We start from the raw sequence: 14,188 nt of genomic DNA, 5'->3' as shown, positions 1-14,188 counted from the left end.
TTCGTTCAAGCGAAGCGCGTTTAAGAAGTCCGCAGGTATTAGGGAATCACGAACTCAATGATGCCGTTCAGATTGGTGCAGATTTTTCGTCCTGTCAAGAAGATAAACCGCAGGCATAGCGGTGGCTATGCTGAGGATTTATCGACGCAGAGAGGGCGGAAAAGATGTGCCAAGATGAATGGCTGAATGAGTCCGTGATTCCCTCAGCGAACGAGAACGCGACCGCTTGCGTAACTAAGCGTTTGCGTGGAGCAAGCACAGACTCATTCCGTAAACATTTATCATAGAACCATAATGACGGCAGGGCGGAATCAACGCAACATGATAGGAGACTTCAATGACGTGGGTATCCCACATAGCCGTAACGGGCACGATCGTCTATGCCGTCACTACTGATCCGCTGCTGACGGCGGCTGCTGCCGTGGGCGCCGTCCTGCCGGACAAGGTGGAGGGCTCGCCGGGGAGCGTCGGATGGAATACATGGCGCAGCCGCCATCGCGGCTGGTCGCACTGGCCCGTGCTCTACCTCGCCCTCATCGGAGGACTCGCACAGGCAAGGGCGTACTTCTTCTACGATGCGGCGTTCTTCTCCGTCCTCACATGGCTCTTCATCGGCGCCCTCCTCCACATTGCGGAGGACGCCGTCTGCGGCAAGGTTCCCGGCATATTCCCCATGCAGAAGATCGGCATACGACTCTTCACCGTCGGCTCATTCCGCGAATATCTATTTGCCGGTTTTTGTATTATCGTCGTATATGCAGGACAATATATTCTGCGCATGTAAAAAGCGCCCTTGTCAAAGAAGGGCGCTTTTGCTATAATGTGAATAGAAGGAAACGTCCTATGCGGCATCTTTCCTTGGTTGCGAATTGTTTTTGAACAACCGCTCACTTGGCAGAGTGGGCGGTTACTTTTTTGCTATTGCAAGCAGATATCCGGTGGCAACGACCAATAAAACGATCGCGTCAACTTCCGTCATACTCACTCACCCCCTTTCGGGGGAAAGATACCGCCGCGGGATCACTCCCGCCCAAGGACGTTTCATCTGCATTATACACTGTAACGTGTAAAAACACAAACGGATTTTCTACACAAAAGCCGTCTCCATACGGGAGGCGGCTTTTGTCGTATTCACTTACTCCTCAATCGTCACCTCGGTACCGACGGTGATATGCTTCTTCAGCGCGAGGAGGTCGCTGTTGTGCATGCGGATGCAGCCCTCGGAGGCACGCGTCCCGATGCTCGCGGGATCGTGCGTGCCGTGGATGCCGATGCCGTCCCACGCGCCGCCCGAGAGCTCCGAGGTGTCGAGGCTGATGAAGTACGGGCCGTACGCGCCCTCGATCTCGCCCTTGCCGTCGCCGAAGTCATGCGTCCAGTCGGAGGAGTCAATCACCTCGTCGATGGGGAAGCTGCCGTCGGGCGTCTTCATGTCGCCACTCACGCGCTTCTGTCCCGCGTTCTTGCCAAGCGCAACGGGAAAGGACCGGATGACGTTGCCGTCCTCAAGCAGGTAGAGGCGGAATTCGCTCTTTTTGATGAGGATGCTTGTCCCTGCGGGTGCTGCTGCCGGGCGCACGGACTCTTCTGTCGCCGTATCTTCCGCACGCGCAGCGGGGGCGGCGGGATCTTCCTTCGTCGCTGCCTTGGCGGGGGCGGCTGCGGTCGGGGCGGGCTGCTTTCCTGCTGATGCGGTGACAGATGCGGCGGGCGGCTCGTCTGCGGCACTCAGATAGCTGTACGCGCCGAAGACGAGGGCGAGGACGAACACGCCGCCGAGCAGGGCGAAAAAGCGCGCATAGCTGCGCCGTTTCTGACGTACGCGCAGGGAGCGCAAATCGTTTTGTCTCATGGCGACCTCAAATCTGCTTGCAGAAATCGCCGGAGACCCAGCACTCCGTGCCGTCGGCGCGGCGTACGTGATACCACCCGTCCATGCTGCCGAGGATGGAGACGTACTCGCGGTTGTCGAAATAGCCGAGGATCTCATCGTCCGTGCTTGGACCGCCGCGCATGCGCACATCAGTCCCGCGAATCTGCCCGTGCGTATTCGGCGGTGCGGGCGTCATCCGCTGCAGCTGCGTGTCGATGACGGGCGCAGGCGCTGCGGGTTGCTGCTGCACTGCGGGTGCGGCGTTCTGCTGTGGCTGCGCGGCGGACTGCCCCTGTGTCTGCGTCTGTGCGGGCGCAGGGCTGCTCGTGGTCGTGCTTTGCTGCGATGCGGCGGGCTCGTCATTCGTCAGCTTGTCGATCACCTTGGTGACGGGATTCGTGCATCCGGCAGTGCAGAGGAGGAGAGCGATGAGTCCGATGGAGAGGATGGGGCGCATGGGGACATCTCCTTTCTTTTTGCAGGGGGGATTTATGACGGCATTTCGTCCGTGCTTTCTCCTATAGTATAACATAGTTCGGAATTGTTTGCATCGTTCGCACAGAGGCATTCCGTAACATTTATCATAGAACCAATAAGCAGCGCACGCAAAAATTTCTTGCCAATTACCCCATCCTCTGATACAATATGTTCTGCTACAACGATATGCTAAACACAATATATAGTGTTTTACAAAGGAGTTTAACACATGACAGTGACAACGGTGACGAAGCGTGCGGGGCATGCCGTGCCCTATGATCGTGCGAAGATCCGCAATGCAATCGCGGCGGCGAGCAAGGAGTACGTCCATCCGATGACGGCGCTCGAGATCGACGCGGTGACGACGGGCGTCGAGGAGGCGTTCGGGCCGCGCACGGAGATCAGCGTCGAGGAGATACAGGATCTCGTCGAGAAGCAGCTGCTCGCACACGGACACTACGACATTGCGCGCCGCTACATCACGTACCGCCAGCGCCACGCGCAGCGCCGCCTCGCGCAGAAGCATCTCATGGCGAGCTACCGCGACATCTTCTTCGCGGACTCCGTCGACTCGGATCTGAAGCGCGACAACGCGAACATCAACACGGACGCGTCCATGGGCATCATGCTGAAGCTCGGCGCGGAGGGTGCGAAGCACTTCGTTGACAACTACGTCCTTGACGAGCGCTATGCGACCGCCGACCGCGAGAACTTCATCCACATCCACGACAAGGACTTCTCGCTCATCACGTTCAACTGCTGCCAGATCGACCTGCTGAAACTCTTCCGCGGCGGCTTCTCCACGGGGCACGGCTTCCTGCGCGAGCCGAACCCCATCCGCGCGTATGCGAGCCTCGCGTGCATCGCGATCCAGTCGAACCAGAACGATATGTTCGGCGGGCAGAGCATCAACGCGTTCGACTACGCGATGGCGGACGGCGTGAAGAAGTCCTTCCGCAAGGCGATTGTCGAGGAGGCGTGGAAGGCTCTGCTCTACCGCCTCGGGCGCGGGCATTTCACCCACGATGCATTCAAGAAGGCGCTGCGTCACGAGCTCGACTTCGCTGTCTGCGTCTACGCCGAAAAGCAGGATGACGTGCGCGCGGAGAAGGCGCGTGCCGAGCTCCTGCGCGCGCTGAACGTCGTCTACAGCGCGGCGTTCGAGACGCCTGTGGCACAGGAACTCGAAGCGGATGCACGCACGGTCTATCAGCTTGCGTGCGAGAGCGTCGAGGAGGAGACCCATCAGGCAATGGAGGCGCTCATCCACAATTTCAACACGCTTCACTCGCGCGCGGGCGCGCAGGTGCCGTTCAGCTCGATCAACTACGGTATGGACACCTCGCCCGAGGGGCGGCTCGTCATCCGCGAGGTGCTCAGCGCCATCTGGCAGGGGCTCGGCAACGGCGAGACGGCAATCTTCCCGATCTCCGTCTTTCAGCTGAAGGCGGGCGTTAACTACAACCCCACCGATCCGAACTACGACCTCTTCATCGAGTCCTGCCGCGTCAGTGCGCGCCGCCTCTTCCCGAACTACGTCAACCTCGACGCGCCGTACAACCTCCAGTACTACAAGCCCGGCGACTACAACAGCTGCGTTGCGACGATGGGCTGCCGCACGCGCGTCATGAGCAACGTCAACGGCCCCGAGCAGTCGGGCAGCCGCGGCAACTTCTCCTTTACGACGATCAACCTGCCGAAGCTCGCGCTCGAGGCAAAGGGCGATCTCGATAAGTTCTGGGAACTGTACGATCACTACATCGAGCTCTGCCACGACTACCTCCTCGACCGCCTGAAGATCATCGAGGAAAAACACGTCTACAACTATCCGTTCCTCATGGGGCAGGGCGTCTGGCTCGACAGCGAGAAGGCGAGCCCTGTCGACTCCATCAAGGATCTCCTCAAGCACGCCTCGTTCTCCATCGGCTTCTGCGGGCTTGCCGAGTGCCTCGTAGCGCTCACGGGCAAGCACCACGGCGAGAGCGCGGCGGCGCAGGAACTCGGGCTGAAGATCGTCGGGCATATGCGGGAGCGTACGGACGCCTACACCGAGGCGGAGCACCGCAACTGGTCGACGTTCGGCACGCCGGCGGAGAGCACGGCAGGGCAGTTCCAGCGTGCGAACAAGAAGGCGTATGGAAATGTGCCGGGCGTCACCGACCGCTCGTACATGACGAACTCGAGCCACGTGCCCGTCTACTACGACATCAGCGCGTACGACAAGATCTGCATCGAGGCGCCGTATCACGCGCTCGAGAACGCGGGGCACATCGCCTACATCGAGATGGACGGGGATCCCTCGAAGAACGTCAAGGCGTTCGAGAAGGTCGTGCGCGCCATGCACGACGCGGACATGGGCTACTTCTCCATCAACCACCCCGTTGACCGCGACCCTGTCTGCGGCTACACGGGACTGATCGAGAACGAGTGCCCGCACTGCCACCGCAAGGAGAAGTCATTCGGTACGATGACTGTGCCGCGCATGAAGGATTGACATCTCTCCACGCAAGAAAAGAGCCGCTCCACGAAACCGAAATCAGCTTCGTGGAGCGGCTTTTTAGGAATCGCTGATAAAATAGACCCTCAGATTGGTGTAGATTTTTTCGTCCGATTGAGGAGGCGAACCGGACGCAGAGTGGGGCTCTGTGGAGGATTTGCCGACAAAAAACGGGCAAAAAAGATGCGTCAAGATGGCGGTGCTGAATTTATCAGTGCTTCCTTTATTTCCCAATGCAGAACTCGCTGAAGATGCGGTCGATGAGATCCGTATCCACCGTTTCTCCGAGGATCTCGCCGAGGGCATCGTACGCGGCGCGCAGGTCGATGGATACGAAGTCCATGCCCATTGCGGCGGCGAGCGCCCTGTCCGCCTCGGTGAGGTGACGCGCGGCACGCTGCAGCGCCTCTGTCTCGCGCTCCCTGTTCGGGAGCGCCCCGTCGCTGAGCTCCCCCTCCATCATCTGCACGCGCGCGGCGATGGTCTCACGCAGGGTGTCGAGCCCCGTGCCCGACTGTGCGGAGATCATGAGGACGGGCGCATTCACGCCGTCGAAGTCCGTGACGGAGAGGATGCGCGCGCAGTCCTCCTTGTTGCAGAGGATGATGGTGTCGGCATTCATCCCGCGCAGACGCGCGATGAGCTCCTGATCCTCCGCCGTGAGCTCGCTGGAGCTGTCAAAGACGGCGAGCACGAGCTCCGCGTCCTCGAGATGCTGCTCCGTGCGCGCAACACCGATCCGCTCGACCTCGTCCGATGCTGCACGCAGCCCCGCCGTATCGAGGAGGCGCAGGGGGATCCCCGCGATGCTGATCTCCTCCTCGATGACATCACGCGTCGTGCCGGGCACATCCGTCACAATGGCGCGTTCCGTGCCGACGAGGGCGTTGAGCAGGCTGGACTTGCCGACGTTCGGCCGCCCGACGATGACGGTCTTGACGCCCTCGCGCAGGATGCGCCCCGCATGTGCACCCGTGAGGAGTCGCTGCGTCGCCGCAGCAGCGGCAGCAATGTCCTCCCTGAGTGCGGCAGCGGAGGCGGCGGGGATGTCGTCCTCGGGGAAGTCGATCCCCGCCTCGATGCGCGCAATCGCGCCGAGCAGACGGTGACGGATGCCTGCAATCTCCTCCGAGAGTGCGCCCGCCAGACGCTCGCGTGCGGCACGTGCGCTGCGCGCGCTCTTTGCCGCGATGAGCTGCATGACGCCCTCGGCGCGCGCGAGGTCGAGCCGCCCGTTCAGGAAGGCACGCTTTGTGAACTCGCCCGCCTCGGCGGGACGCGCGCCCGCCTCCCACGTGCGCAGCAGCACCTCGCGCAGGACGATGGTGCCGCCGTGACATTGCAGCTCGATCGTATCCTCGCCCGTATAGGAGTGCGGCGCGCGCATCGGCAGCAGAATGCAGTCGTCGATGACGGTGCCGTCCGCCGCTGTGATCTGTCCGTATCGTGCGCGATAGGGGGCGATCTCCCCAAGATCGCCGCGCGCGGGGCGGAATATCTCCCGCGCAATGGCAAACGCCTCCGCCCCGCTCACACGAATGATGCCGATGCCGCCCACGCCGTGCGGGGTGGCGATCTGGCTGATCGTATCCTCTGACATATTTACCCTTTCCCTGTTCCCGTTTCCCTTTTCATCCCCTGCTATTATAGCGCGAATCTCCGCGTGCGACAATATCTCCATGTCAATCTGCAGCATAGAATCAAAGAGGCTGCCGCACAAAGTCAAGTACTTCGTGCAGCAGCCTCTTGTTGTATCATCGCATCGAGCGATATTAGATCGACATTCCTGCGGCGTTTGCCTTCTCGAGGAGGGTCAGCGCCTCGGTCAGAAGCAGATTCGCGAGATCCACGTTCTTCTGCTCCTTGAGGTATCCCTGATAATGCGACGGGCTTGCCCCTGCGCCGCTTGTGAGCATCCCCGGCTCGACGGTGCCGTCCGCGTTGAAGCTGTAGAGCATATAGATCGGGATCATGTGGTTCTGTCCCTGCCATACGCCAAAGTCTGCATCCGCGTCACGCGTGTCGTTCATGACGGTGAAGTTGACAATCCACGGACTTTGATAGGAGGCATTGCGCTGCGCCCCGAACTCTGCAAAGCTCTTCCGCGAGCTGATGTCCGCAACGCGATTGTTCTTGCGATCAACGATGAGGATACGCCGCCCCTTCGAGGTATCGACCGCCAGGAAGCCGTCGCTGCTGTGCCCATAGGTTGTGAGGCTGACATGCGCCGAGATTCCAAACCCTGCGAGCTCGTTTTGCGCGGCTTCCTCGGGCGATGCATTGGCGGAGGAGAAGCCGTGCACGGTATTGTATTTCTGACGGCCAATCTCCCTGCCGTCCTTGTCGTAGAAGATCTCGAGTCCCAGCTCGCCCGCATCGTTGTACTCCTTGACGATGCGGTGCCTCCCGTCGGCAATGTTGACGGGTTCGTCCGCCGTGCCAAAGAAGGAAAGCTCGGTCATTCTGCGGTTTTCATCGGATTTGTAGTGGAGCGAGGCGCACGATAAGACGGAGGAGATGACCGGATTGCCATCCTTTCCACGGAACGAGACCTTTGATACCGCACCGAGTTCATTCCGTTCAAAGAGAACCTCGACAACATCGTTGCCAAAGCTGTCCTTATCCAGGGTAACGGGTGTGCCGTCGGTGGAGAATGCCCTGATGGAGGAAACAAACCCATCCGTATAGGTGTATTTGTAGGAGGCTACATTGCCGAGTTCCTTCAGACCGATCGGCCGCTCGTCCTTATCAAAGAAGACGATCTCGGCGGGACGCCTCTCGTCGCCCTCATAGTGATATTTCGTGATCGCTCCCGCGCTGAAAAATGTCTGCACACCCATGCCGCTGAAGACGCCGAGCAGTCTCGAATTCTTGATCTTGAGCTCATCATCCGAGCCGAAGTGGCGTGCCTCGATGCGGCGATCCTGATCGTCGAGTTTGTAGACAATCTTGGCGATGCCCATCGCATCATTCATCAGATTCCCGTCTTTGCCATAGTTGGCAATCTCGATCGGCATGGGATTCTTGCTGTCAGCGTACTTCAGATGCAGCTCATAGAACTTGGCCTCCGTCATCACGCGGTTGCCGTCAGGACCTGCAAAGCCGATCTTGGCAAGCTGTCCCTTGTCGTTATAGTCGAAGAGCATCTGCGCGTAGCCATCGGAATTGCTCCTCTGCGCACCCTCGCTGTCATACAGATAGGCGGTCTTCGCCTTCCCGTCGACGATCTTGTAGAGAATCGCGTAGGCATCGTAGTAGCCGCTCTGTGCACGCATATGCACGTCCTTGAAATTGTACTTGACGAAATCATCCTGATACTCGACCGTGAGCGTGGAGAACTGGTAGGGATGCCCGAGCGTGTCGATCCACGTGTCCACGACGATGTGATCGCCGATCATGGAGGTGATCTTCTCGAGCTTATTGTTCTCGTTGAACTCCACCTTATAGACCCGATCCCTGTCGCCTACCTTGCCATCGGCAACCTTTTCGGCGACGAAGAATTCGCCGTTCGGCGCCATGACGAGGCTTTTATATATACCCGGCGACTCCAGAGGGGCATACGCCGCATTGTTCGAGGACACACCGCCTCCGCAGCCCGAAAAAATCATGCTGACGATGAGCGCAGATAAGAGCAGCACCAATTTTCGCATACATTCTCCTCCTTACAGCTACATAATTATTGATTAAAACAGATTTATTATATCATTTGCATAACATTGAAACAAGAATATTTTTATTTTCGAAGCACAAAAAAGGGGCTGTCGCACGAAGTCATTTTGACCGTGCAACAGCCCTTTGTTTGTCTTCCCAAAACGCTCAAAGCGCCCCTACCACCGCTCACGCGGTTCCCCTCCCCCGTGCGCCACGGGGGAGGCTTTTGGTTTTCCCTAACACCTTTTCAACGCTCGTAGCGGTCGTACCCCTGCTCCTCGTAGTCGCGCGTATAGCGGCGGCGGCGTGGCACGATGACGACGTAGCGGCGCGGGTTGTCGCCCGCGCTGTAGGTGGTGACGCGGCGATTGTCCTGCAGCGCCATGTGGATGATCTTGCGCTCGTGGCGGCTCATGGGCTCGAGGTGAATCTCCTCGCCGATGCGGCACGCCTTGTCCGCGAGATGCCCCGCGAGGCGTGTGAGCGTCTCCTCACGGCGCGCGCGGTAGTCCTCTACATCGAGAATGATGCGCGCATAGCCCGTCTCGGGGATCTTGTTCACAACGAGGTTCGTGAGGTATTGCAGCGAGTCGAGCGTCGCGCCGTGTTTGCCAATAAGGATTCCGAGGCTGTCGCCCTGCATGTTAAAGATCGTGCCCGAGGGCGTATCCGTGCGGTGCAGGGTGACGGAGAGTCCCATTGCGGCAAAGATCTCGCCGAGGAATTTCTCCGCTGCCGCCATCATCTCGTCGGTGAGCGGGATGAGCTGACTGTCCGTCCGCTCGCGATGACTCCCCTCATAGCCTGCACCTGTGCGCTCGTAGGAGGGGCGTTCCCGCCGCTCCCGACGGAAATCCTGCCGCTCGTCCCCGTAGCGGCTGCGCACGGAACGCTCCCGCGTCTCGCCGTATCCGCCGCGCTCGCGTCGCTCGCCATAGCCGCCCTGTCCGCTGCTCTCGCGCGGTGCACGGCGCTCCTCGCCCATGCGTGCGGGACGCTCCTGACGATCGCCATAGCCGCCACGCGCTATGTTCTCGCGGCGCTGTTCACCGCCACGCTGCGGTGCGCTCTGCTCTGCCGCCTTGCGCGCGGAGGAGCGCAGATCGGTGTGAAAGCGCTTTTTAATGCCGAATCCCTCGTCCTGTGCACGCTCTTCCTGCGGCATGGTGGACGGCTGAGGAGACGGTGCAAGGACGGTCGGCGGCGCAGGGGTCTGGATCTCCGTGCGCTGCGGCGGGATCACGGGGCGCGTCGTCACGCGGATGCGCGCCTCCCTTTTTCCCCAGAGGCCGAGGAAGCCGCCCGAGGGCTCCTGTACGATCTCATAGGTGACCTCTTCTCTGCCGCAGCCGAGTTTGTCGAGGGCGTGCGAGAGTGCATCCTCGACGGTTCTGCCGGTGGTCTCGATGATCTCTGCCATATCAATGTGCCTCCTTCACTGCGCCCTCGCCGTGGTACATCCACCACTGCTGGGCGATCTGCACGACGTTCATCGTCACCCAGTAGAGGACGAGACCCGAGGGGAATGTGAGGCTGATCCAACCGATGAAGAGCGGCATGATGGTCATCATGATCTTCATCTGCGCGTTCATCTCGGTGTTGGTCATCTTCTGCTGGAGATAGGTGGTCGCAGCAGACAGCACGGGCAGGATGTAGAGCGGGTCGGGCTCGGTCATGTTCGGCAGCCAGAAGAATGCCGCCGCCTCGGGGGTCGGGAATGTGAAGTTGAAGAGCGCATAGTACATGCCCATGAGGATCGGCATCTGCACGAGCAGCGGCAGGCAGCCGGCGAGCGGGTTGACGCCCGACTCGCGAAAAAGTTCGCCCGTCTTCTGCTGAAGCATCTGCGGGTTGTTCTTGTACTTTTCCTGGATCTTTTTCATCTTCGGCTGGATTTCCTGCATCGCCTTCATGGATTTGATCTGCTTGACGGTGAGCGGATAGGTCACGACCTTGATGAGGATGGTGAGCAGGATGATGGGATAGCCGTAGCTGACGAGGCCTGCAGCGCTCGTGACGGTGTAGAATCCTCCGAGTATAAACTGCAAAATGTGAATGATCGGCTGAAAGAGGTTGCTGAAAAATTCGCTCAATTCGATTTCCTCCTACTGTGCGGAAATGTGTCTGATGATAAATCAAAAATCAGGTTTAGGATTGAATCAAGAATTACGTTGTGCTGTGGGTGAACAATGAGGTCAAGCTCCGCTTCGAAGCAAACCCTAGTGGAGCAGGCGGAACAGAGTGTGCGACCCGCCCCCGGCGGATTTCTACCGTTCAAGCGCGCAGCGCGCGTTTGAAATCCGTCGGTATTTAGGCGGACAAGCACACGACCGCTTGCGCAACGAGGCGTTTGCGAGGAGCGGAGCGTCACCTCACATACAATACTTACGGCACGGGATCATACCCGCCCTTGTGAAACGGATGACAGCGCAGAATGCGCCGGAGCGCCATCCATCCGCCGCGCCGCGCACCGTAGCGCTCGATCGCCTCCATCGCATACGCCGAGCAGGTCGGATAGTAGCGGCACGACGGCGGCAGGAGCGGCGAGATGCAGCTGCGGTAAAAGCGCACGAGGAGAAGCAGCAGCTGCTTCATCACTGCTCCCTCGCACGTTTTTTCGCCTGCCCGTTCGCAAAGATCTGCGCGCGCCGCGCAAGCCTCCGAAGCTCTCCGGCGGCGTCCTGCATTTTGCCCGCAGCAAGTCCCGCGCGCCCGATCAGGAGAATCCCGACATCCTGGCGCAGCTCGTGCTGCATATGACGGTACGCCTCGCGCAGGAGGCGCTTCGTGCGGCTGCGCACGGCGGCACAGCCCAGTTTTTTCCCTGCGGCAAAGCCAACCTTGCCCGCAACGCGCACATCGCGCAGGACGTAGAGGATCATCCCCCGCCCCGCGACGGACGTGCCCTTTTGATAGACATGCTGAAAATCGCTGCGCCGCTTGATCATCTTTGCACGCGGCAATGTGTGTCTTTTTTCTTCCATATCGCTAAAAAAGAGGTCACCCGCGGTGACCTCTGATCGGCTATCGCATTACGCCGACAGCTTCTTTCGTCCGCGCTGACGCCTTCTCTTCAGTACGAGGCGGCCGCCTTTCGTCTTCATGCGCTCACGGAAACCATGTGTCTTCTTTCTCCAATGATTGTTGGGCTGAAATGTTCTCTTCACCTCACGTCACCTCCTTTGCTGCCGCGCTTCGCGGCATATGCCGTGCGGCGTTTCAATAATCGAATAACTAGCCGTCATTATAGACGAAAAAAACCTGCGCTGTCAAGGCGTGCACGTCCTGTTTACGCGTTTTTTCCGCGAATGTGACCAAAGCACCTGTTGATAAGTGCCTCTTTTTTTGCTAAAATATCCCCATTGTATTGTGGAAAACCTGTGAAAAAACCGTGTATAATTTTATCTCTCCGCATTTTATCGCACGGATTTCATCGATCGACTTATCCACAGTTGTGAATAACTCTGTGGATAAAAACATATAAAAGAAATTTTTTGAAGGGACGCAGATGTATGTCCGTAGAACAGACCCCCGCCCTCGCGCAGGAATGGCAGAAGGTACTTGAAAAGACCGTCGGAATCATTCACGAGGATGCCGTGAAGAAGTGGATCGCACCCATGATCCCCGTATCTCTCGAAAAGAAGGAGCTCATTCTCGCCGTAGATACCATCTTCAACAAACAGTACATCGAGCAGCGTTACCTCGTCCTGTTCGGCGATGCCGTGCAGCAGGCGCTCGGTGTGGGCTATACATTCAAGATCATCGTCGACCCCACGATTGCCGCGCCAAAGAAGAACGCACCTGTGAAAAAAGAACCGCCCACAGAAAAAATGGTCGCCGAGGCGCAGGAGGAGTATCACGTACCCGCACAGGGCAGCCTCCCGCTCGCACCCGAGAGCGCGCCCGCAGCGGCCCCCGACGATCCCACATCGCTCAACCCGAAGTACACCTTCGACGCCTTCGTCATGGGGCGCTCGAATCAGTTCTCATATTCGATGGCAAAGGCGGTTGCGGACGCGCCCGGCCTCCCCTCACATAACCCGCTCTTCATATACGGCGGTGTGGGGCTTGGCAAGACCCATCTCATGCACGCCGTCGGGCACAAGATTCTCGCCGACCATCCCGAGAAGCGCGTCCTCTACATTGCAAGCATGGATTTCACGAACGAATTCATCCGCTCCATCCGCGAGAAGAGCATGGACGCATTCCGTGAGAAATACTATAACATCGACATGCTGCTGATCGACGATATCCAATTCTTCGCAGGACAGGAGCAGACACAGACAGAGTTCTTCCAGACGTTCAACAAGCTGCGCGACAGCGGCAGGCAGATCATCCTGACCTCCGATCGGCAGCCGCAGGACGTGAAGGATCTCGAGGATCGCCTCATCTCGCGCTTTGCCGGCGGTGCGGTCGTGGACATCCAGCCGCCGGAATTCGAGACGCGCGTCGCGATCCTCCAGAAAAAAGCACAGACCGAAGAGGTCGACATCCCCGAGGATGTTGTCACCTACATCGCCAGCCGCGTCGACAGCAATATCCGAGAGCTTGAGGGGGCACTCACGCGCCTCATCAAATACGCCTCAATGATGCGGATGCCGATCGACGAGACGACCTGCATCGCCGCCCTTGGCAACTATCTGCACGGTGAGAAGGGGCGGCGCATCACGATGGAGATGATCGAGCGCATCGTCTGCACCCACTTCAAAGTGACGAGCGAGGACATCCGCTCCACGCGGCGCAGCAACGACATCGCCTACCCGCGCCAGATCGCCATGTACCTCTGCCACGAGCTGACCGACGTATCGTGGCCGACCATCGGCGGCTTTTTCAACAAGGATCACTCCACCGTCATCCACGCGCACAAGAAGATCCAGAATCTCACGGAGTCCGACGGCGCAACCAAGGCGCTGATCGAGTCGCTGACGATCCAGATCAAGGGGATCTGAGAGGACATAAAAATTTCTGTATCCTTCTTGAGACTGTTTACCGTAAACAAACGTCTATGGTACGATACCCCAAAGCGAACCCTAGTGGAGCAAGTGAGTAAAGCGGGCGACTCGCCCCCGGCGCATTTCTTTCGTTCAAGCGTAGCGCGTTTAAGAAGTGCGCCGGTATTTAGGCGAACGAGCACGCGATCACTTGCGTAACTAAGCGTTCGCGCGGGGTATGTACCATAGAACGTGAAAAATATACTGTTTATATCCCTGTGCATATCACACCTCATTTCATGTGGATCGTTTGTGGATAACAATTCATCCACCGTCCATCTGTGTAAACTGTGGATAACTAAAGCATAACTTTGCCCAACTTATCAACAGCCACACCCGCGTTTCTCTAAGGCTTTTTCCACTTTTCCACCAATCCACAGCCCCTACTACTACGACTACTGAATTTATTTACTACACGCATTTATAGAAAAACGGGAGCGCATACGCTAAACACACTTTGTACGATACTCCAAAGCAAACCCTAGTGGAGCAAGCGGAGAAAAGCGTTCGACTCGCCCCCGGCGGATTTCTACCGTTCAAGTGGAGTTCGTACTTCGATCCGTCAGAAAGGAAATACCATGAACATCACGCTTGCAAAGAGCGATCTCATCTCCGCGCTGCAAATCGTCAGCAAGGGACTCTCCACCAAGCCGCAGACCCCAATCCTCTCAGGCGTCTACATGACCGCAAAGGAAGGCC

At 58.5% G+C, this 14,188-nt stretch carries 12 protein-coding genes and 1 pseudogene; 4 read left to right on the top strand and 9 right to left on the bottom strand.

Going from position 1 to position 14,188, the window contains the following annotated elements; genetic code table 11:
- Positions 1–337 precede the first annotated feature (337 nt).
- Entirely contained in the window at positions 338–784 is a 447-nt protein-coding gene (locus AXF19_RS03995; RefSeq protein ID WP_066845368.1) for a metal-dependent hydrolase, read from the top strand.
- Between the two features lie 351 nt (positions 785–1,135).
- Here the strand turns inward: AXF19_RS03995 and AXF19_RS13560 are convergent, their stop codons facing one another.
- Together AXF19_RS13560 and AXF19_RS14545 are read right to left on the bottom strand one after the other, a co-directional pair.
- On the bottom strand, positions 1,136–1,852 hold the full coding sequence (locus AXF19_RS13560) for a L,D-transpeptidase (protein ID WP_066845366.1): 717 nt from the start codon (positions 1,850–1,852) through the stop codon (positions 1,136–1,138).
- A 7-nt stretch (positions 1,853–1,859) separates the two neighbouring features.
- Positions 1,860–2,330, bottom strand: coding sequence for an SH3 domain-containing protein (locus AXF19_RS14545; RefSeq protein ID WP_066845354.1), 471 nt, complete (start codon positions 2,328–2,330; stop codon positions 1,860–1,862).
- Positions 2,331–2,579: 249 nt separating this feature from the next.
- On the opposite strand from AXF19_RS14545, the gene AXF19_RS03980 reads away from it, so the two are divergent.
- Positions 2,580–4,844 (top strand): anaerobic ribonucleoside triphosphate reductase, encoded by a 2,265-nt coding sequence (locus AXF19_RS03980; protein ID WP_066845352.1) that lies wholly within the window; start codon positions 2,580–2,582, stop codon positions 4,842–4,844.
- A gap of 226 nt (positions 4,845–5,070) precedes the next feature.
- Here the strand turns inward: AXF19_RS03980 and mnmE are convergent, their stop codons facing one another.
- The 7 genes from mnmE to rpmH form a co-directional block, all read right to left on the bottom strand.
- Complete coding sequence (mnmE, locus tag AXF19_RS03975) at positions 5,071–6,447, bottom strand: tRNA uridine-5-carboxymethylaminomethyl(34) synthesis GTPase MnmE (protein WP_066845350.1); 1,377 nt, start codon at positions 6,445–6,447, stop codon at positions 5,071–5,073.
- A gap of 172 nt (positions 6,448–6,619) precedes the next feature.
- Complete coding sequence (locus tag AXF19_RS03970) at positions 6,620–8,497, bottom strand: hypothetical protein (protein WP_066845346.1); 1,878 nt, start codon at positions 8,495–8,497, stop codon at positions 6,620–6,622.
- A 248-nt stretch (positions 8,498–8,745) separates the two neighbouring features.
- Positions 8,746–9,918, bottom strand: a complete 1,173-nt coding sequence (gene jag, locus AXF19_RS03965) for an RNA-binding cell elongation regulator Jag/EloR (protein WP_066845343.1) — start codon at positions 9,916–9,918, stop codon at positions 8,746–8,748.
- Between the two features lies 1 nt (position 9,919).
- Positions 9,920–10,591: a YidC/Oxa1 family membrane protein insertase gene (locus tag AXF19_RS03960; protein ID WP_066845341.1), complete on the bottom strand. Its 672-nt coding sequence runs from the start codon at positions 10,589–10,591 to the stop codon at positions 9,920–9,922.
- A gap of 292 nt (positions 10,592–10,883) precedes the next feature.
- A complete protein-coding gene (gene yidD, locus AXF19_RS03955) occupies positions 10,884–11,093 on the bottom strand; it encodes a membrane protein insertion efficiency factor YidD (protein WP_066845338.1) in 210 nt (69 codons plus the stop codon).
- The gene (rnpA, locus tag AXF19_RS03950; protein WP_066845335.1) at positions 11,093–11,482 is read right to left on the bottom strand and encodes a ribonuclease P protein component; all 390 of its coding nucleotides are present in this window, start codon (positions 11,480–11,482) and stop codon (positions 11,093–11,095) included. Before rnpA ends, yidD begins: the two co-directional genes overlap by 1 nt.
- A 48-nt stretch (positions 11,483–11,530) precedes the next feature.
- On the bottom strand, positions 11,531–11,665 hold the full coding sequence (gene rpmH / locus AXF19_RS03945; RefSeq protein ID WP_006305399.1) for a 50S ribosomal protein L34: 135 nt from the start codon (positions 11,663–11,665) through the stop codon (positions 11,531–11,533).
- Between the two features lie 345 nt (positions 11,666–12,010).
- On the opposite strand from rpmH, the gene dnaA reads away from it, so the two are divergent.
- Complete coding sequence (gene dnaA, locus AXF19_RS03940) at positions 12,011–13,447, top strand: chromosomal replication initiator protein DnaA (protein WP_066845331.1); 1,437 nt, start codon at positions 12,011–12,013, stop codon at positions 13,445–13,447.
- A gap of 620 nt (positions 13,448–14,067) precedes the next feature.
- A pseudogene (locus AXF19_RS15075) lies at positions 14,068–14,188 on the top strand (DNA polymerase III subunit beta); the annotation flags it as partial.

Origin of the sequence: Selenomonas sp. oral taxon 126, assembly GCF_001683335.1 — a bacterium.
GTDB lineage: Bacteria > Bacillota > Negativicutes > Selenomonadales > Selenomonadaceae > Centipeda.
The sequence above is the reverse complement of the archived record's forward strand: the minus strand, read 5'-3'. Positions and strand labels throughout refer to the sequence as shown.